Genomic DNA, 21,436 nt, shown 5'->3' with positions numbered 1-21,436 from the left:
TCTTGTGACGAAATGGTTCAGCGCCATTTGCGGCTGGCCTGTTCCGTGGCCAGCCCGGCGACAACGGCACCAACGGCGAATGTGATGAGAATCTCGGGATAGATCAGTTGCTTGCCGTAATCGATTCCAATCGAAAAAATGGCCATCACGGCTTCGAACGGGCCACCATAGCGATTGCGCATTGCAAGATCGAACATACGATAGCACCCCTGCACAAACAGCGCCCAAAAAACCAGTGAGGCAACTCCGGTCAAGCCGTTGTTAATACCGGCAGTCCACCCGCGCCCGGCGCGCTTGCCCATGATTTTCCAGCCACAGATCGCGCCAAGAGCCATGTTCACATAGGTAAAGTAACCATAGTCCTTACCCTCTTCACCATTTTCGATAACCATGCTTGAAACAAGAAAAGCCAGCACGATGAGACAAACAGCGGCTACGAGACGCGAGGCAGTGGGCATGTGACGGTCCGGGAGTTAACTTGGTTTCGATATTGTAATCTGTGTCACATCGCAATTGCCCGTGTCAAAGGCCGCACCGCACGCGGTCAAATAATAATTCCACATGCGGCGGAAACGCTCATCAAACCCCAAGTCCGAGATCTGATCCCATTTGTCGTTGAATGTTTCATACCAGCGGCGCAGAGTCAGGTCATAGCTTTTCCCGAATTCTTTCGAGCGTACAACCTGCAACCCGGCCTGATCTATCTGCTGACGCAGGATTGTCGGTGACGGAAGCATTCCACCCGGGAAGATATATTTCTGAATGAAATCAACGCCATTCTTGTAAAAATCCCAGCGGTGATCACCCACCGTTATGATTTGAAAAGTCGCTTGAGCGCCAGGTTTCAACCGCTCACGAACGGTTTCGAAATAAACCGGCCAGTATTTTTGGCCCACCGCCTCAAACATCTCGATGGATGCTATGCCGTCATAGACCCCGCGTTCATCCCGATAGTCTTGCAGCTTGAATTCGACTTGATCTGATAATCCTGCCTTTTCAATACGTTCCTTGGCGTATTTAAATTGTTCCTGACTGATAGTCAGGCCAGTGACACGCAAACCCCGTTCTTTTGCGGCATATTCCGCGAAGCCGCCCCAGCCACATCCGATCTCCAGAACATGGTCCCCCGGTTTTGCTCCCATCTCATCCACAAGACTGGCGTACTTGGCTGTCTGCGCATTCTCGAGGCTTTCCTGCCCGGTTTCAAATATCGCACTGGAATAAGTCATCGTCTCGTCCAGCCATGAGCTGTAAAAATCATTTCCCAGATCGTAGTGATACGAGATATTCTTCTTAGCTTGCGCCCTGTTGTTTCGGTGCAGCCAAAACCGCAGCCGTTCATAGGCCTGAATAAGAAACTGGCCCGTAAACCCGTCATAAACGGTTTCGGTTCCTAGATGCACAAGATCCATGAAAGACCGCAGATCAGGTGTACTCCAATGTCCGTCCAGATACGCATCGGAGAAGCCCAGTTCGCCTTCGCGGATCAGGCGTGCAAAGACGTCGTCGTCGTGAATTTCGACCTGAGCAACCGGTCCGGCCTTTGCGCCTTCTGCGCGAAACGTGCGACCATCGGGCAGTTTGATATCCAGTCGCCCGGATTCCATCCGGTTCAACATTTTGAAGACTTGGGCGAAATATCTGGGCAGGTTTTTCTGCCCTTCGGTCGTCGTCAGGATCATCCGCTCTCCCCTCTGCGGTACTTGTACAAAGCTAGGCGGCGAAATTGTTTCTGGCAAGTTTTCAGTTCCTTAGTGGGGTTTTCGGCTTTCATATGCGCGTAAGGCGCGGGTCCGCCCTTCGGACAATTCAACGATCGGCTTGGGGTAATTCGCATCCGGGCGCAGACCCCACGATCGCGGCGCGGCATCAAAATATGAAAGGGCCGTGTTGCCGGGTTCGGCATGGCATTCAGCGATCCAGTGGCGCACAAACACCCCGTCAGGATCGAATTTCTCTGCTTGTGTCTGGGGATTGAAAATCCGGAAGAACGGGGATGCATCGGGCCCCGAGCCGGCAACCCACTGCCAGCCCATGGCATTACAGGCCGGATCCCAGTCAACCAGACAATCCTCAAACCACTCCATCCCTATTTTCCAATGGGTCATCAGATGCTTGGTCAGATAGCTTGCGACGATCATACGGGCCCGGTTGTGCATCCGACCTGTCACATACATTTGCCGCAGGCCGGCATCGACAACAGAGATTCCGGTTCTGGCCTGCCGCCAGGCAGTGACCTCGGGATGGTCCGGATCGGTGTTCCAGGGAAAACTGTCCCATTCCGGCTTCCAGTTGGATGTCACCAGTTGAGGCGTATGGTACATAAGTTGATAAGCAAACTCACGCCAGACAAGTTGGCGCAAAAAAGCGTCGGTTCCCCGTGTTCCGGTCAACGCGGCCCGCTGGACCATGTGCCAGACGGTGCGTGGCCCGATCTCACCTAAAGAGAGGTACTCTGACAGGTTGGATGTCCCATCCTGATCAAGCCTGTCCCGAAGATCGGAGTATTGAACAATCCGGTCGAGAAACTCTTCGAGGTGATCCAGAGCGGCTCGCTCGCCAGGTTGCACATGAGGGCGCACGACCCTCGCTCCCCTGTTCATTGCACCCCCCAACCGACAATCGCTCAAGCCGTCAGAAGCAGGCCACGACACAGGTGCCTTAAGCGCAGTAACTGGCGCGTCAGGAAGTTGTACTTCCCGCCCCTGAACCGCACGCCACATCGGTGTGAAAACCCGAAACGGATGACCCGATTTGGTGGCGACAGTCCAGGGTTCAAAAAGCAGATGCCCGGAAAAAGACTTTGCAGTCACACCTTCTGTTGCAAGTACAGACTTAATCTTCTTGTCGCGTTCAATCGAGGCAGGATCGTAAGCGCGGGACCAGAAGACATAGGTTGCGCTGGTCTCGGCCATAACCCGCTGCACCTGTTCAAGCGCATCACCGCGTCGAAAGATCAGTCGGCTGCCCATATTGGCCAGTGACGCTTTGAATGCCTCCAACCCCAAGCCTAAACGCCACTTTGGCGCGGCTCCCATCTGGTCGACAATATCGTCATGAATAAAAAGTGGTATAACCGGACGGCCACTTTCGGCCGCCGCAGTCAACGCGGGGTGGTCCGACAGACGTAAATCCCGTCGAAACCACAAAACGATCGGAGCCTGCTCTTGCACTACAATCCGCCCTTGAGGTTTTTATCTATACGCACTCTCAAGGGTAGTGGATCACAAAACCCGCTCAAGAGCCTCTAAAAGCTGATCAATTTCGTGCTGTGTAGTGTAATGTGTGAAGCTGACGCGCAAAACACCTTGTACCGGATCAACACCCATCGCCCGCAAGGGACGCACCGCATAGAAGTCTCCGCCACCTGCCATGACACCATATTGCGCCAGTTCTGCTGCAACTGGTTCAGCCGGACGGTTCAACGAAAGCGCAACGGTGGGCGCGCGCCGGTTGGCGTCAGACGTACCGATCAGACGTACCGCGTTACGGTCCTTTACCGCATCCAGAACCGGTTGCAGCAGCGACACTTCGTGCGACCGCATCAGATCATGGGCAAACGCACCCTGCTCTGCCGCGCCCGTCTCGGGCCCGCCATGGTGGGTACACAGCAGCTCAACATAATCCGCCATACCAGCACTGGCTGCGATCTGCGCGTGATCGGGGCCAGCCGGGGTGAATCGCTTGTACAAGACGTCACCGTTGAAATAATGCGCCTGGTTGGGCAGCAGCTCTCCCAGTGTGCGGCGGATGACCATGCACCCCTGATGCGGGCCATAGGTCTTGTACGCAGAAAACAAATAGATATCCGGCCCCAGATCGCCAACATTCGGAAATCCGTGCGGGGCGTAGGATACGCCATCAACGCAGACAAACGCACCCGCCGCATGCGCAATAGCAGTGATCTCTGTGACCGGATTGATCTCACCAACAACATTTGAGCAATGAGGAAAACAGACCAGACGCACTTTTTCGTCCAACATGTTTTCCAGATCCTGAGGGTTCAGCGATCCGGTTTCCGGATCGATCTGCCATTCCCTCACCTCAATCCCGTCCTCAGCCAGACGGCGCCATGGGCCAGAGTTGGCTTCGTGATCCTGATTGGTCACGACGATTGCCTCGCCGGGCTGCATCCATTGTCGGAACGCCTGCGCCAAGACATAAGTATTCTGGGTGGTTGAGGGGCCAAAACTCAACTCATCCGTGTCAACGCCCAGAATGGCGGCCATGCGCGCACGCGCTTCGTCCATTTCGACGCCCGCCAAGCGGCTGGCCTCATATGGGGCGTAGGGCTGAACCTTGCGCTGCGTGTAGAACCGTGTCAGCCGGTCAATCACCGGCTTGCAGGTGTAAGATCCACCCGCGTTTTCGAAAAACGCCTGGCCTTGCAGGCTGGGTTCGGAAAAGGCCGGGAATTGCGCCCGAACGAAATCGATATCCAGAGAGCTCATGCCTCATTGCTCCTTATTTATGCATTCAGATCAATGAGATGCCCACGCATGTTTCCGGACATCTCAGAAATCATGGCAGGTCTTCCAGCCCAGCCTGTGCTCGGGCCTTGGGCCAACAAAGCACGGGGCAGCCCTTCGCCTTGGAAGGACACCGATACTTAGACAGCGCCGTCCTCAACCGTCAAGCAAAAGCAAAACGCAGAAGCCCCGACATAAGGCGGGGGCTTTGAAAGCTTGCAGAGTTGCCCGGCGCCTGCACAGGCCTCAACCCTGAACCTTGGTATAGGTCCCCTCGCCTGCGAGAATTCCGCGGAAGCCACCGGGCTCATCAAGCCCGAAGACGATCAGGGGCAGATTGTTGTCGCGTGCCAACGCGATGGCCGAGGCATCCATGACCCGCAGTCGCTTGGCCAGCACGTCATCATAAGTCACGGTATCATAACGCACTGCGTCAGCATGTTCCGCCGGGTCCTTGTCGTATACGCCATCCACTCCGTTCTTGCCCATGAAGATCGCCTCGCACGCCATTTCGTTGGCGCGCAGGGTGGCTGCGGTGTCTGTCGTGAAATATGGATTGCCAGTACCGGCGGCGAAGATACAGACCCGCTTTTTCTCGAGGTGCCGTACGGCGCGGCGGCGGATATAAGGCTCGCATACCTCGTCCATGCGAATGGCCGAGATCACGCGGGTGAACACTCCGTTCTCTTCCAGTGCGGATTGCATCCCCAGCGCGTTCATTACCGTAGCCAACATGCCCATATAATCCGCTGTGGTCCGCTCCATGCCCTGGGCTGAACCGCTCAGGCCCCGAAAAATGTTGCCGCCGCCAATGACCATGCAAATCTCAACGCCCAGATCGTGGACCGATTTCACTTCCTGTGCGATGCGTTGAACGGTTGGCGGGTGCAGACCGAATCCCTGATCCCCCATCAACGCCTCCCCTGAAATTTTCAACATGACCCGTTTGTACTTTGTTTTCGGGGACTCAGCAGTTTCAGTAGTAGGGGAAAGGCTCATGTTGCGCTCCGGGCTGGCACGGGGTTAATTTCCGGCGCAAAATGAAGCAAAAGCTCCGCAGGTTCAATGCGGTTGGTGAGGATAGAGGCAACCGCGCATGACCCGGCGATCAACAGACCTGCTTTTTCAGCGACTGTCTCCAATTCCCGAAGACAAGCCGGTTCTGATTGCAGGGCCGACGGCATCGGGGAAATCAGCGTTGGCGCTGGAGATTGCCGAACGGCATGGCGGAGTTATCGTCAACGCGGATGCAAGTCAGGTTTATGACTGCTGGCGCGTCATCTCGGCCAGGCCATCCACAGAAGAAGAAACCCGCGCGCCACATCTGCTGTACGGACATGTCGCCTATGATCAGGATTATTCTACCGGCCATTGGCTGCGCGAGGTCGTGCCCCTACTCACAGGGGATCAACGCCCGATCATTGTCGGTGGGACGAGCCTTTATTTCTCGGCGCTGACCGAAGGCATGGCGCAAATCCCAGCGACTCCACCTGCGGTTCGGGCTGAGGCTGATCAGATGCCCATGGCAGACCTTCTGGAGGGGGTCGATGCAGACACGCTTGCAGGGCTGGACGCGCAGAACCGTGCCCGCGTGCAACGCGCCTGGGAGGTGCAGCGCGCCACAGGTCGTAGCCTGTTGTCCTGGCAGGCCGAAACGCCTCCGCCGATACTGCAGCTTCACGATACGGTTCCCATCGTATTCGATGTCGACAAGACATGGCTGCTGGACAGGATAGAACGCCGCTTTGATCAGATGCTCAAACAGGGTGCAATCGAGGAAGTGCGCGCCATGCAGGACCGGTTCGACCCAACCCTTCCGGCCTGCAAGGCCATAGGTGTTCCGGAACTCAGGGCGTATCTGGACGGCGCGATGACTTTGGATCAGGCGCGCGAGCGCGCAACCATTGCAACAAGGCAATTCGCCAAGCGTCAGCGCACCTGGTTTCGCGCCCGTATGAAGGCATGGAATCACGTCGATTTTTCATAGTGATACCCAGAGCTTTCGACTTTGCTTAGGCAAGACGACCACCAAGTCTCAAAGCTTAACAGAACTTAATGATTTGCTGCGGTTTCCCTTAACAAACTAAGAAAACAATGGGAATGCCGGCATCGCTTTGGGCCGTTTGAAGAAAACACCTCTACGACTGCAACTGATCGCGAATGTCGTTTTTGTACTACTTATGACGATTTCGAACATTGACCTTACCAGAATTCTGGTGCCGAATAACGACATGGGGATGTACAGAGTCCAAAAAACAAAATCCTTCGCTCTGGCGACCGTGAAAATCCGGGTCGCGTAGAGCCACAATCAATCAATAAAATCAGTGTCACAGGGAGACATCCATGACGAATACCGAATCCACCAAAGACAAGGTGCACTGGGCAGCCGAGATGCACGCTCAGGAATACCGCGACGGCAAGCTAAGCCGACGGGAATTCATGACGCGCGCCACCGGTCTTGGAGTTTCAGCCGCCGTGGCCTACAGCATGATCGGATTGCCGACACCTGCTTTGGCCCAAACCGCAAAGCAAGACGGCGGCACACTGCGCGTGCAGATGGAAGTACGCGCACTTAAAGACCCCCGTACCTATGACTGGTCGCAAATCGCAAACGTGACTCGCGGCACACTGGAATATCTGGTCGAATACAACTCGGACGGTTCGTTCCGCGGCATGCTGCTCGAAGGTTGGGAAGTCAACGATGACGCAACCGAATACACTCTGAATGTCCGCCCCGGCGTCAAGTGGAACAACGGCGATGATTTCACGGCTGACGACGTCGCCCGCAACATCGCGCGCTGGTGCGACAAGAGCTCGGAAACCAACTCGATGGCCGGTCGCTTCGCGACCTTGATCGACACCGAGACTGGTCAGGCCGGTGAAGGAGTCATCGAAGTTGTCGACGCAACCACGGTCAAGCTGAACCTGCCCAAACCGGATATCACCCTTATTCCTGGCATGGCCGATTATCCCGGCGCGATTGTTCACAGCTCGTTCAGCGAGACAGACCTGCTGAACAACGTGGGAACCGGCCCCTACCTGATAGATGAGCTTGAAGTCGGTGTAAAAGCCGTTCTAGTTCGCAACCCGGATCACACCTGGTGGGGCGAAGAAGTATTTGGCCGCCCTGCCCTGGATCGTATCGAGTACATCGACTACGGAACTGACCCGTCTGCCTGGCTGGCAGCACTGGAATCCGACGAAGTTGACATGCTTTATGAATCCGTGGGCGAATTCATCGACGTGATGGATGGCCTAGGTTATGTGAAATCCGAAGTTGTGACCGCTGCGACTATCGTTGTTCGTCCCAACCAGCTGGCCGAGATCGACGGTCAGAAACCTTATGCGGACAAACGTGTTCGGCAGGCGATTCAGATGGCTGTAGACAATTCTGTTTGTCTGGAACTGGGCTATGGCGGCCGCGGAGCCCCGGCGGAGAACCATCACGTGGCACCGCTACATCCGGAATACGCAGAACTTCCACCGCAAAAGGTTGATCCTGCGGCAGCCAAGGCGCTGATGGACGAAGCTGGTTTCGGTGACTTCGAGCACGAGATCATCTCGATCGACGATGACTGGCGCCGCAACACCACTGATGCCGTTGCCGCGCAGCTGCGCGACGCCGGAATCAAGGTCAAGCGGACCGTTCTGCCGGGCAATACCTTCTGGAACGACTGGGCAAAGTACCCGTTCAGCTCGACCAACTGGAACCCGCGTCCGCTGGGTGTGCAGGTCTGGGCACTTGCCTATCGTTCGGGCGAAGCCTGGAACGAGTTTGGCTATGCGAACCCGGAATTTGACGCCATTCTGGAAGAAGCGCTTGCCATTGCTGACGCAGATCAACGTCGCGAAGTCATGGCGCGTGGCGAAGCCCTGCTGCAGGAAGATGGAGTCACGATCCAGCCCTATTGGCGTTCGCTCTATCGTCACATGAAAGAAGGCCTTGTGGATACGGATATGCACGTGACCTTCGAACACCACCACTACAAGTGGGGCTGGGCTTCTTAAGCACTGCCAATGACACACAAGGGGCGCCTGACACGGGCGCCCCTTTCCAGCCGCAGACTTGCCGACGCGGGGTCGGACGTCCGAGGCCAGAAAATGGTCCAATGATCTGCGGAATACCTGAACAACAGGGGCCACCATGGGACTATTCATCCTACGACGGTTCGGAGTGATGCTGCTTACGGCATTATGTCTGACATTCGTCGTCTTTTTCCTGACCAACCTTTACCCGAACCTTGAAAAGCTGGCGAAAACGCAGGGTAACCAGCGCATGTCGGATGAGCAGGTCGAAGCCTGGTTGGATAACCGCGGTTACCTACAGCCAACACTCGTGAAATACGGCCAATGGCTGGGCGTGATGCCCGGATTTCAGAACACCCTGGAAGATGGCCAGTTTGTGGGAACCTGCACGAGACCCGGTTCGACGGCAGAGGACACGGCAAGATATTGCGGTGTTCTTCAGGGCGATTGGGGATACTCGACCGTTTTCAAGGACGAAGTCGGAACCATTGTTGGTAAGCGTCTGGGCAACACAGGTTACCTCATGTTCTGGGTTCTGGTCCTGATGGTGCCTTCCGCATTGATTGTTGGTGTTCTGGCCGGGATGCGAGAGGGATCAGCCCTGGATCGATCCCTTTCAACTTTCTCGATCATAACGACTGCGACTCCGGAATATGTGTCCGGCGTTATCTTCATCGCGATCTTCACCTCGTCCACGGTTGGATTGAAGTGGTTCAAGGGAACTGCGACGCAAGCGATGGAGAACCCGACATTCGAGAACTTCTTCCTGCCGGTTCTGACCATCGCGCTGTACGGTATGGGCTATATCGCCCGGATGACCCGCGCTTCGATGACCGAGGTGATGACGGCGCAATACATCCGAACCGCGCGGCTGAAAGGCGTCTCGTTCCCGAACATCGTCATGAAACACGCGTTGCGCAACGCGTTGATCGCGCCGTTCACGGTTATCATGCTGCAGTTCCCATGGCTGCTCAACGGCGTCGTAATTGTTGAAACCCTGTTTAACTACAAGGGTTTCGGCTGGGCGCTTGTTCAGGCAGCAGGCAACAACGACATCCAGCTTCTGCTGGCGATTTCGGTCGTGTCGGTCTTTGTTGTTCTGATAACGCAGCTGATCTCGGATATCGGCTACGTCTACCTCAACCCGCGCATCCGCATTTCATAAGGAGGGAGAGATTATGGAACCACTATCCTGGACCGGCTCTATTGCCTTCCTGAACCCGCTGCTGATGATCGCACTGGCAGCACTGATCCTGTCGATCTTGGTCTGGATCATCGTCAGTATATTCCAGCCTGAACAGCAGATTGTCGTGAACCCGGATGGATCCGTCAGTTCAGGCGGCGGTGTCCGCGGACTGATCCAACTTGCGCTGCACTACAGTTTTCTGGCCAGCGTAGGATTGGCCGTGGCCTATCTGGTGCTGGGTATCCTGATGGGCACAGGCGCCGGGATCATCGGCGCCATTTCCCAGCAATTCCTGCCAGTATGGGTCGCGCTGATCATCATGTTCGCCATGTCGATCGCCTTTAAAAGGCGGTTGGGGTTATACGGCAAACTGTATGACAGTCCCATCGGTATGATCGGCTTTGGCCTTGTGATGTTCTGGGTCTTTACCGGCATCTTCGGCGCGCTTGACCTGATCGTTACCCATGACCCGCTGACACAGATCTCTGGCATGAAGAACAAAGTGCCGGGAACACCTTTACCGAACCTGGAGGACGGCGAGTACGCCTGGTATCTTCTGGGCGGTGACAACCTGGCACGTGACGTATTCAGCCGGATGGTCAAAGGGGCCTGGGTCGTGGTGCAGATAGCACCGCTTGCAACGATGTTCGCCTTCATGGTCGGTATTACGCTGGGACTTCCCGCCGGGTATTACGGCGGTCGTCTGGACACGTTCCTGTCTTTCCTGGCCAACCTGATCCTCGCCTTCCCGGTCATCTTGCTGTTCTATCTTCTGGTGACACCGGAAATCGTGGCGACCGGAGTGCCAAACTACATGGCGGCAGTTCTGTTCGTGTTCCCGATCCTGTTCATCTGTGTGTTGCTGAACTCGCGCTATTACACACGCCCGAATTTCCGCACCCCTCTGCTGATCGGTGTTCTGGGCGTTGCGATCTGGCTGTATCTGTCACTGATTTCAACTGGAGGCTACGTCATCAACACCGAGGCTTATCGGATCTGGGGCCTGCCAACCTATTTGGACCTTTTCGATATCCCCGGCGGTATTCTGGTGGTCTTCGTCTCGGTGGTTTTTGTAAACTCACCCACGGTTTTCCGTATTGTGCGCGGGCTGGCATTGGACATCAAGACACGTGACTACGTGGCCGCGGCCCAGACGCGTGGCGAGGGTCCGTGGTACATCATGTTGTGGGAAATTCTGCCCAACGCCCGTGGTCCGCTGATCGTCGATTTCTGTCTGCGTATCGGTTACACCACCATCCTTTTGGGTACCTTGGGTTTCTTCGGACTCGGCCTGCCGCCTGAAAGCCCGGATTGGGGGTCGACGATCAATGAGGGGCGGAAGCTTCTGTCGATCTACCTGCACCCTGCCCTTCCGCCTGCTTTTGCGCTGCTGTCGCTGGTTCTTGGTCTGAACCTGTTGGCCGACGGCCTGCGCGAAGAAAGCTTGAAGGACTGATGTGATCGAGGCCGGGGGGCCAGCCCCCCCGGACCCCCCCGGGATATTTTCGGCCAGATGAAGGGGATCCCCGCATTTGGTGAGGAGTAAGCAAGATGAGCAAAATGGCGGATTATGACGGCCCGATCCTGGAGATCGACAAGCTGTCCATCTCATTCTTTACCCGCCTGCGGGAAATTCCCGCCGTGATGGATTTCTCGGTCAGCGTACAGCCCGGCGAAGCCGTGGGGCTGGTTGGCGAATCCGGTTGTGGTAAATCGACCGTGGCGCTGGGCGTGATGCAGGACCTTGGCAAAAACGGCCGCGTCGTCGGAGGCACGATCAAGTTCAAGGGCCGCGATCTGGCAGAGATGTCGAGCGAGGAGTTGCGCGACATTCGCGGAAATGAAATCGCGATGATCTACCAGGAGCCGATGGCCTCGCTGAACCCGGCGATGAAGATCGGCAAACAGCTGATGGAAGTGCCGATGATCCACGAGGGTGTAAGTCAGGAAGAGGCTTACTCTCGTGCACTGGAAGTGGTGACGGACGTTCGCCTGCCGGACCCCGAGCGGATGTTGAATTCGTTTCCGCACCAGCTGTCGGGCGGTCAGCAGCAGCGCATCGTGATTGCTATGGCGCTGATGTCGAAACCGGCGCTGTTGATCCTGGATGAGCCGACAACTGCTTTGGACGTGACGGTTGAGGCCGCTGTGGTCGAACTGGTTAAGGATCTGGGCAAGAAATACGGCACCTCGATGTTATTTATCTCGCACAACCTCGGGCTGGTTCTGGAAACCTGCGACCGACTATGCGTGATGTATTCGGGTGAAGCGGTCGAGCGCGGCTCGATCAAGGATGTGTTCGACGAGATGCAGCACCCTTATACACAGGCGCTGTTCCGTTCGATCCCGCTGCCGGGCGCAGACAAGAATTCGCGTCCGTTGGTGGCCATTCCGGGGAACTTCCCATTGCCCCACGAGCGGCCTCCGGGCTGCAACTTCGGACCACGCTGCGACTATTTCGAAGAGGGTCGCTGTGACGCGAAAGACATCCTGATGGAGGCTGTGCCGGGCAATGACCGGCACCATACGCGCTGTTTGAAATTCCAGGAGATCGACTGGAATGCCCCTCTCACTCTGGCGGATCAGAAGGAAAAAGGTGAAATCGGCCGGACGGTACTGAAAATAGACAATCTCAAGAAATACTACGAGGTCGCTGCAAATGCCTTGTTTGGTGGCGGTGAGAAGAAGGTTGTGAAGGCCAACGAGACGCTCAGCTTCGAGGCGCACGAATCTGAGACACTGGCTATCGTGGGGGAATCCGGCTGCGGCAAGTCCACCTTCGCCAAGGTTCTTATGGGGTTGGAGACGGCCACGGACGGACAGATTCTGCTGGACAACCGTAACATCGAGCAGGTGCCCATCGAAGAGCGTGATGCCAAGACGGTCGGCGAAGTTCAGATGGTTTTCCAGAACCCGTTCGACACGCTGAATCCGTCGATGACCGTCGGACGTCAGATCATCCGTGCGCTGGAAATCTTCGGCGTCGGAAACTCTGAGGCCGAGCGCAAGAAGCGGATGCTGGAACTGCTTGATCTGGTGAAGCTGCCGCGCGCGTTTGCGGACAGAATGCCGCGACAACTGTCGGGTGGTCAGAAACAGCGCGTGGGTATCGCACGCGCCTTTGCCGGGGATGCGCGAATCGTTGTGGCGGACGAACCCGTTTCGGCGCTGGATGTGTCGGTTCAGGCTGCCGTGACGGATCTGTTGATGGAGATTCAGCGAGAACACAAAACCACGCTGCTGTTCATCAGCCACGACCTGTCCATCGTGCGTTACCTGAGCGACCGGGTCATGGTGATGTATCTGGGCCATGTTGTGGAATTGGGCACCACGGATCAGGTTTTTGCCCCGCCCTATCACCCTTACACCGAAGCGTTGCTGAGCGCGGTTCCGATTGCGGATACCTCGGTCGAGAAACAGCACATCGTTCTGGAAGGTGATATTCCTTCGGCGATGAACCCACCGCCGGGTTGTCCGTTCCAGACACGTTGCCGCTGGAAATCCGAAGTGCCTGATGGACGGTGTGAATCGCATGTGCCGCCGGTGCAGACGCTGGCAAATGGGCATCAGGTAAAATGTCACCTGGCCGAAGATATTCTGGCCCGGATGGAGCCGGTGATAAAAGTCGCGGCGGAATAAACCTGTTGCTAGCATTTAGAAAGGGCCGGTCGGAGACCGGCCCTTTCTCTTGACGCCGTGGTTTGTGGGGAGACAGACGGCGTGTGGAAGTGTGTGTGAGTGGCGACCTTTGGTAATTCGTCAACCGGTCATGACGTTGTTTCCAAAATGCATGAATTCCTGGTTCATTCCTGCAATTCCACCGGCTTCAAGCTGAAGGCTGGCGCTGTCGAGCATCTTGTAACTCTGCTGTCCCTTCACCCAATCGTCCGCAGATTGTAGCGTGGTCAACGTGTAGGACGTGACCTCATTCAGGTAATGTGTGGGGATGATCACCTTGGGCTTGAGCTTGGACACAATGTCGTTGCCCTGATCGAAGCTGAGAATGTGTTCCGAGCCATCCACCGGCAGAGTCAGAACATCCACCTGACCGATTGCGTCCCAGAACTCCTGCGGCGGGTTATGGCGATTGTCGCCCCAGATCAGCGTGCGAATGCCGCCGGTCTCGACCAGATAGACGACCATATCCATGTGACCTACATTGTTCGGCGGGCAGGCTTCCACCCCAAATTCGGCCAGCGCATTGGTCCAGTCATACCATCCCGGCGCGACACAAGCGTGTTTGTCGGCAAAACCCGTGATCTTGATGTCAGAAAACTCGAATTTGCCTACCATACGATCCAGCACCATGGTCGAGTTTGGGCGTTCAATCGCATCGTGATCGAAATGTGCATGGGTCGACAGGGTGATGTCTACCGGGATTTGCGGGAACTCGTTGCGGAACCAAAGACCCCACGCGCCCGACGGATCATCCCGCCAGGGATCAAACAGCGCTGTTGCCCCGTTGGGCGAGGTGATCTTGATCGCACAATGCCCATAATAGTCGATGCCAACCGTCCCGGTGCTGGCCTCACCCGTTGCGCCTTGCAGATCGATCACATGGTTGTTGTTGCCCGGCTGTAGCCACGCCTGAGATTGCGCCTGGGCCGGTTGTGCGCCCAGCACAGAAGCGGTCGCGCCGACCCCGGCAGCGCCTGCCGCCATGAAGAACGACCGGCGCGACAGCCCCGGCGCCAGATGATCTTTGTCCCCGATCAGGATGGTTGGTTTCAGATCTTTGCGATCCATTTTTGTGTACCTCTCTGTTGGACCCTCGCAGTTTTTCCGCGCGTCCCAGCTAAAGGTAACAAGTCAAAGCATATCGGCTCAGACCGAAAAAATGGGGGCGAAATATGGGGAGAAACCCCACATTTCACGTTCACGAAATCGAGAGCAAATGACTGCGCAAGTTCTGGTCGCGTCCTTCGAGCCCCAGCTTGCGGCGGATGTTGTTGCGGTGAAAATCAATTGTCGATGTTTCTCGCGACAGGGCCTTGGCAATGTCTTTGGTCGTTTTTCCAAACATGACCATCTGCGCAATCTCGATCTCTGTCGGGGTCATCACTGCAAATGCATCTGTCAGTTTGTCCGACAAAGCAGACGTGATCTCGTTCAGGTTCTTCTCGGCCAGTTCAAGATAGACATACTGCGCCTCATCCCCGGAAAGCTGCGTTCGAATTTTTTCCAGATATGGCAGCACTCTGCTGCGCACCTGTTCGACTATTTCGTGATCGCGGCTTTTGCGATCGTCATCCAGACTGGACAGCAGGACGCGCAGCGCCGTGTTGGTTTCCTGCAGCTCACGCGTGCGTTTCGCGACACGTGTTTCCAGCTGTGCCAGTGTTTCGTTGAGTTTTCCTTCCAGCGCGCGACGCAGGTAAACCTCTTGCAACAAAGCCAAATCCGACTCGACCATGCGTGCGAACTGCGCCAGCCCTTCGCGGAACAACAAGGCACGTCGGTTCTGCTTGCGATCCAGAACACAAATAGTTCCAAATACCGATCCATCAGGCCATTTCAGTGGAAGGCCGATGTAAAATGTCATCCCATGTTCCAGATCGTCATTGTCCGCCCAAACCGGATCGCACGCAGCATCTTTGACCACCAATTCCTCGTCCCGCTGCAAGACGCCCTGACAATAAAGCTTGGGGTTCAACTGGAAGCTCAAGCCGACCGGATATGGGTTTTCGGGATGATCCGAGGTGATCAGCACCGCATGATCCGGCGCGTCGGTTTTCATGATCAGGCTTGCAGGCACATCCGCCAACTCTGCGACCAGATCAACCAGTTGCTGCCAGTTGGCCAGCGTTTCTCTGGGAATCTCTGGGTGGTCAACAGGCATTTAGGGCCTCACCAGTTACTGGGCGATACCCTTTCAGGTTAGCGGGTCAGGTTGCACATAATCAAGAACTGGACGCTCTGCGCCGCGGCATCGGGTTTAACCGCCCCAGATGACCTTCACGTAGTTCTGGGTTTCCTTGTATGGCGGAATGCCGCCATGCTTTTCCACCGCTTTTGGGCCCGCATTGTAAGCGGCCAAAGCCAATGGCCAGGATTTGAACTTGCGATACTGCCAGGACAGGTATCTGGCTCCACCCTCAAGATTCTGCTGGGGGTCATGGGGGTTGACCCCCAAAAGCTCGGCGGTCTGGGGCATCAGCTGCGCCAATCCCAGAGCACCTTTGTGAGACTTCGCCTGTGGGTTCCATCCGCTTTCCTGCTGCACAAGGCGCAGAAACAAGTCTTCGGGAATGTCATGAAGGCGGGCAGCTTGTTTCGCCAGATCCAGATACTGACCGCGGTACTTTCCGGTATATCGCTTGCTGGTCTGCGCACGGGATGTCTTTGGTTTCAACCGCGCGGAATCACGATATTGCGTCGCCGCGCGGGAATCCAAAATCTTGGACTGTTTGAGGAAGATATCCTTACGGCTTTTGGTGGACAGCGTTTGCGCCTGCACAGGCGCGACAGCCAGCACAAGGCAGACAACAGAAAACCCGGCAACCCAAGAACGCATCAATGCCTATCCTGCTCGATAAGAAACCAGTCGGAGTATAGGTATTCCCGCAAAAAATGAAAGCTTGGTAAAGACCAAAGTAAGACTCTTGTTCCACACTGTTGTATCTACTGTTTTCAACCATGATGCAGGCCGTATAGGGTCTCACAAAACAAGTCGCGCCAGATTCGGCGCATTTACGTCAGAACGGAACGAGGAATTACATGGCGGGTTCAGTCAACAAGGTCATTCTGGTCGGAAATCTGGGGCGTGATCCCGAAGTGCGGACATTCCAGAATGGCGGCAAAGTCTGCAATCTGCGTATTGCCACGTCAGAGAACTGGAAAGACCGTAACACGGGTGAACGCCGCGAACGCACAGAATGGCACTCGGTCGCCATCTTCAACGAAGGCTTGGTCCGTGTGGCAGAGCAATACCTGCGCAAGGGTTCAAAGGTCTATCTTGAAGGGCAATTGCAGACCCGCAAGTGGCAGGACCAGTCAGGCCAGGACCGCTATTCTACCGAAGTTGTCCTGCAGGGCTTTGGCTCTACCCTCGTGATGCTGGATGGGCGCGGCGAAGGCGGTGGCGGCAGTGGCGGTGGTTATGGCGGTGGCCAAGCCGGAGGCAGCGGGTACGTAGACCCCTATGGCGGTCCGTCCAGTTCCCCGGCACCGGCACCGGCATCGGGCGGAATCGACGACGACGAGATTCCGTTCTAAGCAAATCGGAGACACGACATGACATGGTCATTCTCTCTCGGCCGATTGCTCGGGTCCGAACTGAGGGTCCATGTCACATTCTTCCTACTGCTGGCCTGGGTGGGCTTTGCGGCCTATTCAGCAGGCGGCCTGCCGGCAGCCATTGACAACCTCTTGTTTGTTTTGGCCTTGTTTGCCTGTGTGGTCGCCCATGAGTTCGGTCATGCCCTCATGGCCCGGCGGTATGGAATCAAGACCCCAGACATAACACTGTTGCCGATCGGTGGGTTGGCCCGGCTTGAAAGGATGCCGGAAAAGCCGTTGCAAGAAGTCTTGGTGGCACTTGCAGGTCCGGCGGTGAACATCGTGATCTGGGTCATTCTGGTCGCGTTTGGTGCTGGACTGCCGATCGAGACGCTTTCCCAGATCGATTCACCGGGCATCGGGTTTCTGAACAGGCTGGCCTATATCAACCTTCTGCTGGCAGTATTCAACATGATCCCGGCCTTCCCCATGGACGGAGGACGCGTGTTCCGCGCCCTTCTTTGCCTGCGCATGGATCGTGTCAAAGCAACACGCGTGGCTGCGCTCGGTGGCCAGATCGTCGCCGTTGGCCTGGGTTTTGTGGGGCTGAGTTCGGGCAACCCGTTTCTTGTGCTGATCGCAGTGTTCGTGTTCATCGCCGCCAACGCAGAAAGCCAGGACGTCGCCTTGCGATCTGCGGCACGTCGCGTTCTGGCCCGGGACGCGATGATCACCGAGTTTCACGCGCTCTCCCCCAACGATACGCTGAGCACAGCAGCACAAGCCGTAATTCACACCACGCAGCATGAGTTCCCTGTACTGGATACGGATCAATCTCTGCTTGGTTTTGTGACCCGAGATCGGCTGTTTGCCGCGCTCGCAGGCGATCAACCCAGATCGGCACCTGCCACCTCAATCATGAATGCCGATGTCCCCGCAGTTTCGCTTACCACCGGCCTCGAGACCGTGTTGGAACATCTGCATAAGGGGGCTCCGGCAATTGCCGTGGTCACTCGGGCTGGTCGGATGATGGGTTACATCACCCGCGAAAACATCGGTGAGTTGATGGTTATTCAGGGTCGTTAGGCTTTCAGTTCAAGCCGTCGCAAGCGCATCCGACAGAACCGAAAGAACCGCATCTTTCGGCACATCTGGCGTCACAAACGCCTCTCCGATCCCGCGCGCGAGAATAAACCGAAGCTGACCGTCCACGACTTTTTTGTCTTGCCCCATCAGATCCACCAGCGCGTCGGCACTTGGCAATTCGCCCGGAATATCAGCCAGATCCGTCTTCATCCCCATCGCACGCAAGTGCGCGCGCACCCTGCTTGGATCCTCTTGCGAACACAAACCCAGCCGAGACGACAGCTCAAACGCCAGCGCGCAACCTATTGCCACACCTTCACCGTGCAGAAGGCGGTCAGAATAGCCTGTTGCAGCTTCCAGAGCGTGGCAGAACGTGTGCCCCAGATTGAGAAGAGCCCGGTCGCCTTGTTCGGTTTCATCCCGCGCGACGATATCGGCTTTCATTTGCACTGAACGCGTTACCGCGCGTACGCGGGCCGCCATGTCACCCGAGGAAACGCTTGGCCCGTTCGCCTCTAGCCAATCAAAGAATTTCGCGTCGCCAAGCAAACCGTATTTCACGACTTCGCCATACCCTGACAAAAAATCTCGCTGGGTCATGGTCCCCAGAACAGAGGTGTCGGCCAGAACCAGAGACGGTTGATGAAACGCGCCGATCAGGTTTTTCCCCTGAGGTGCGTTGATCCCGGTCTTTCCCCCAACCGAACTGTCCACTTGCGCCAGCAAGGACGTTGGAATCTGCACAAAACGAACACCACGCCGCAAAACCGCCGCTGCAAAGCCTGCAAGGTCTCCGATGACCCCGCCGCCCAAGGCCACGACGACATCCCGACGTTCGACTTTTTCAGCAAGCAACCACTCGACAGCGCGCTCGAAATGCGGCCAGCTTTTGGTCGCCTCTCCGGAGGGCAATGCCAGCTCGGTCATCTCGATCCCCGCAGCCATCAGCCCGGCGCGCAGGGTCTCAAGATGCAGACCGGCCACGATTTCATCCGTCAAAACCGCCACTTTTGGCCGGGCCAGAAGTGGTGATATCCAGCCCCCTGCCCGCGTCAGAAGATCTGGACCGATTTCAACATCATACGAGCGGTCATCAAGGTCTACATGTACTGTTTGATGCATTTATTTGAGTTCCAAAACATCAGGGCGTGTCATCAGCGCGTCGACAACGCGGCCTGCCATATTTTCGATCGAGGTCTCGCCATCCGAATCCACAGCCAGATCTGCCTGAGCATAAACCGGCACGCGGGCCTCATAGAGCGCTTTCAACGTCGCATACGGATCGGCTGTGCGCAGCAGTGGACGTGTGTCTTTGTGGCGAACACGATTCCACAGAACATTCAGATCCGCCCGCAGCCAGACTGCAGCACCCTTTTCGGCAATGATGCGACGGTTTTCCGGCTGCAGATACGCCCCGCCACCCGTTGAAAGAATGCCCTTTTTCTCGTTCAGCAATCTCCCGATGACCTGCGATTCCTTGGCGCGAAAGAAAGGTTCACCGTCACGTTCAAAGATTTCCGGAATGGTCATGTTGGCGGCTGATTCGATCTCGGCATCGCTGTCCAGAAACGGAACGCCCAGACGGGCGGCCAATGCGCGCCCCACCGCAGTCTTGCCAGCCCCCATCATACCCACAAGAACCACCGTTTTGTGCAGTTCAAAGCCACCCTGTGTGTCTGCCGAGTGTGTGTTATGCTTAATTTCGCTCATTTAACCGTGAATGACGTGATCTTGGGAAAAATGCCAGTTATAACTTGGCCAAAAGCAAAAATTGAGGCAGCGTGGCGCCATGGGCCGACTGATCAAATTCCTGATATACGTTCTTTGCCTGGGGTTCATTGGGCTGGTTGTCTATGCCTATGTCGGACCGTTCTTTGGCGCGGATTTTTCTGCGCCTCAAAGTGAAATCCGCGAACCGGTCGTATTGGATGTCGACTAAACAAGCGCTGTTGGCGATCCTTCTGGCGGGACCGGCACATGCGCAAACCCCGTTGTCTGCGATTGATTGGCTGGCGAATCCGCCGGAAAACCTGCCCGGAACGGTTTTGCTAGAACCGCCGGTGGCGCAGAATGGAGGATTGCCAGAGATTGAGGTGACGCCGCTTGAAGCGCTGTCACAACCGTTGGGCTTGGTTGCGTCGTCCATCACAGGGTTGCCAGTAGAATTGTGGCAAGGCAGCGATGCAAGCCGGCTGGCGGCCCTGATCGCAAGGACGCCCGTTCGCGACAACCCGGCGATGCAACGCTTGTTGTTTACGTTGCTTCTTTCAGAAACCCGCGCACCGGCTGGCCCTGATGCCCAAGAGGTCATGCTGCTGGCGCGACTGGACCGTCTGATGCAACTGGGCGCAGCAGATCCCGTTCAATCGCTGGTTCAGTTGGCCGGGCCGACCGATACACAGGAACGGTTTCAACGCTGGTTTGACGCGACGCTGCTGACCGGTGATGAGGATCGCAGTTGCACCGCCCTTATCGCTGAACCGCACCTGTCAAGGAACTACGCCGCGCAAGTGTTCTGCAAAGCCCGGCGCGGGGATTGGGCGTCGGCCGCGCTGACGCTGGAGGCGGCGCATGCCTTGGACATCCTGCCACCAGAAGACCTGGCGGTTCTGGATCGTTTTCTAAGCCCGGAACTCTATGAAGGCGCGGCTTATCTGCCTCAACCTGAAAACCCGGATCCACTGAGTTTCCGACTGTATGAGGCGATTGGTGAACGGCTTCCGACCGCCTCGTTGCCAAGAGCTTTTGCAAATGCAGATCTTCGGGATGTGGCCGGATGGAAAGCACAGATCGAAGCCGCCGAACGGCTTACACGCATTGGCGCTTTGACGCCCAATCATTTGCTGGGCCTTTATACCGAGCGGTCCCCGGCGGCGTCCGGCGCTGTTTGGGACAGGGTTGCAGCCATCCAACGTTTTGAAAGCGCGCTGGATACCCGAAACGCTGAAGCCATTGGAAAAACACTGCCACCGGTCTGGCAGCAGATGCGTGGCGTCGGGCTTGAAGTGCCCTTCGCCGAATTGTTTGCCAAGCGTTTGTCGAACACTACCCTGGCGGTGCCGGCGACTGAAAACCTGCGCTGGCGCATTCTGATGTTGTCTGACCTTTACGAACAGGCAGCACAATCCGCGCCGGACGACTCAATCGACACCCTATTCCTTGCAGCTTTGGCACAGGGTGATCCGGGGCGGGCGGTTTCTCCTTCTCCTTGGGCGGACGCGGTTGCTCAGGGATTTGAATGGGCGGCGCCCGTACCCAACGATATCGACGCCTTGCTCGACAACGGTCAACTTGGTGAAGCCATACTGGAAGCCATGCAACTGTTTGCGCATGGTGCACGGGGCAATCTGGTGGATCTGACCGCAGCAATCGCAACCTTCCGACGCGTGGGCCTGGAAGACACAGCGCGGCGCGCAGCGTTGAGCCTGTTGATCCTGCAAGAGCGTTGATG

Annotated in this window: 19 protein-coding genes; 9 read left to right on the top strand and 10 right to left on the bottom strand. The window is 56.5% G+C overall.

Annotation, left to right across the window (positions count from 1 at the left end; all coding sequences use genetic code 11):
* Positions 1-17: 17 nt before the first annotated feature.
* The 5 genes from AC2FLP_RS04900 to pyrH form a co-directional block, all read right to left on the bottom strand.
* A complete protein-coding gene (locus AC2FLP_RS04900; RefSeq protein WP_496671898.1) occupies positions 18-458 on the bottom strand; it encodes a TrgA family protein in 441 nt (146 codons plus the stop codon).
* A gap of 15 nt (positions 459-473) precedes the next feature.
* Positions 474-1,682, bottom strand: a complete 1,209-nt coding sequence (locus AC2FLP_RS04895; protein ID WP_299896469.1) for an SAM-dependent methyltransferase — start codon at positions 1,680-1,682, stop codon at positions 474-476.
* 69 nt (positions 1,683-1,751) lie between these two features.
* Positions 1,752-3,173, bottom strand: a complete 1,422-nt coding sequence (locus tag AC2FLP_RS04890; protein ID WP_496681877.1) for a cryptochrome/photolyase family protein — start codon at positions 3,171-3,173, stop codon at positions 1,752-1,754.
* A gap of 51 nt (positions 3,174-3,224) precedes the next feature.
* Positions 3,225-4,451 carry an aminotransferase class V-fold PLP-dependent enzyme gene (locus tag AC2FLP_RS04885; RefSeq protein WP_117869191.1) on the bottom strand — a complete coding sequence of 409 codons (1,227 nt, stop codon included), beginning with the start codon at positions 4,449-4,451 and terminating at the stop codon, positions 3,225-3,227.
* 264 nt (positions 4,452-4,715) lie between these two features.
* A complete protein-coding gene (gene pyrH / locus AC2FLP_RS04880) occupies positions 4,716-5,468 on the bottom strand; it encodes a UMP kinase (protein ID WP_117869192.1) in 753 nt (250 codons plus the stop codon).
* Between the two features lie 97 nt (positions 5,469-5,565).
* Here pyrH and miaA point away from each other — a divergent pair, with 97 nt between their 5' ends.
* The 5 genes from miaA to AC2FLP_RS04855 all read left to right on the top strand — a co-directional run bounded on the left by miaA (position 5,566) and on the right by AC2FLP_RS04855 (position 13,320).
* Entirely contained in the window at positions 5,566-6,456 is an 891-nt protein-coding gene (gene miaA, locus AC2FLP_RS04875) for a tRNA (adenosine(37)-N6)-dimethylallyltransferase MiaA (RefSeq protein WP_496681873.1), read from the top strand.
* Between the two features lie 356 nt (positions 6,457-6,812).
* Positions 6,813-8,477, top strand: a complete 1,665-nt coding sequence (locus tag AC2FLP_RS04870; RefSeq protein ID WP_496681871.1) for an ABC transporter substrate-binding protein — start codon at positions 6,813-6,815, stop codon at positions 8,475-8,477.
* Positions 8,478-8,613: 136 nt separating this feature from the next.
* Positions 8,614-9,660, top strand: coding sequence for an ABC transporter permease (locus AC2FLP_RS04865; RefSeq protein ID WP_117869195.1), 1,047 nt, complete (start codon positions 8,614-8,616; stop codon positions 9,658-9,660).
* Positions 9,661-9,673: 13 nt separating this feature from the next.
* Positions 9,674-11,137, top strand: coding sequence for an ABC transporter permease (locus tag AC2FLP_RS04860; protein ID WP_299896452.1), 1,464 nt, complete (start codon positions 9,674-9,676; stop codon positions 11,135-11,137).
* 95 nt (positions 11,138-11,232) lie between these two features.
* Positions 11,233-13,320 (top strand): dipeptide ABC transporter ATP-binding protein, encoded by a 2,088-nt coding sequence (locus tag AC2FLP_RS04855; RefSeq protein ID WP_496681869.1) that lies wholly within the window; start codon positions 11,233-11,235, stop codon positions 13,318-13,320.
* A 120-nt stretch (positions 13,321-13,440) separates the two neighbouring features.
* Here AC2FLP_RS04855 and AC2FLP_RS04850 read toward each other — a convergent pair whose 3' ends face one another.
* From AC2FLP_RS04850 to AC2FLP_RS04840, 3 genes are all read right to left on the bottom strand, one after another.
* Positions 13,441-14,427, bottom strand: a complete 987-nt coding sequence (locus AC2FLP_RS04850; RefSeq protein WP_299896445.1) for an MBL fold metallo-hydrolase — start codon at positions 14,425-14,427, stop codon at positions 13,441-13,443.
* A 130-nt stretch (positions 14,428-14,557) separates the two neighbouring features.
* Positions 14,558-15,520 (bottom strand): LuxR C-terminal-related transcriptional regulator, encoded by a 963-nt coding sequence (locus tag AC2FLP_RS04845; RefSeq protein WP_299896442.1) that lies wholly within the window; start codon positions 15,518-15,520, stop codon positions 14,558-14,560.
* A gap of 96 nt (positions 15,521-15,616) precedes the next feature.
* Entirely contained in the window at positions 15,617-16,195 is a 579-nt protein-coding gene (locus AC2FLP_RS04840) for a lytic transglycosylase domain-containing protein (RefSeq protein WP_299896439.1), read from the bottom strand.
* A 203-nt stretch (positions 16,196-16,398) separates the two neighbouring features.
* Between AC2FLP_RS04840 and ssb the strand changes: the two genes are divergently transcribed.
* Positions 16,399-16,896: a single-stranded DNA-binding protein gene (ssb, locus tag AC2FLP_RS04835; protein ID WP_496681866.1), complete on the top strand. Its 498-nt coding sequence runs from the start codon at positions 16,399-16,401 to the stop codon at positions 16,894-16,896.
* Between the two features lie 18 nt (positions 16,897-16,914).
* Positions 16,915-17,985, top strand: coding sequence for a site-2 protease family protein (locus AC2FLP_RS04830; RefSeq protein WP_299638673.1), 1,071 nt, complete (start codon positions 16,915-16,917; stop codon positions 17,983-17,985).
* Positions 17,986-17,994: 9 nt separating this feature from the next.
* Here AC2FLP_RS04830 and aroB read toward each other — a convergent pair whose 3' ends face one another.
* Positions 17,995-19,107: a 3-dehydroquinate synthase gene (gene aroB / locus AC2FLP_RS04825; RefSeq protein WP_496681864.1), complete on the bottom strand. Its 1,113-nt coding sequence runs from the start codon at positions 19,105-19,107 to the stop codon at positions 17,995-17,997.
* Positions 19,108-19,695 (bottom strand): shikimate kinase, encoded by a 588-nt coding sequence (locus AC2FLP_RS04820; protein ID WP_117869204.1) that lies wholly within the window; start codon positions 19,693-19,695, stop codon positions 19,108-19,110. It lies immediately after the preceding gene.
* Positions 19,696-19,774: 79 nt separating this feature from the next.
* Between AC2FLP_RS04820 and AC2FLP_RS04815 the strand changes: the two genes are divergently transcribed.
* On the top strand, positions 19,775-19,924 hold the full coding sequence (locus tag AC2FLP_RS04815; RefSeq protein WP_162896777.1) for a hypothetical protein: 150 nt from the start codon (positions 19,775-19,777) through the stop codon (positions 19,922-19,924).
* Positions 19,914-21,434: a hypothetical protein gene (locus tag AC2FLP_RS04810; protein WP_496681861.1), complete on the top strand. Its 1,521-nt coding sequence runs from the start codon at positions 19,914-19,916 to the stop codon at positions 21,432-21,434. Before AC2FLP_RS04815 ends, AC2FLP_RS04810 begins: the two co-directional genes overlap by 11 nt.
* Positions 21,435-21,436: the final 2 nt, after the last annotated feature.

It is taken from the genome of Ruegeria sp. CDSA141 (assembly GCF_059612005.1).
Note: the sequence above shows the minus strand (reverse complement) of the source record. Positions and strands in the feature narration are given on the sequence as shown.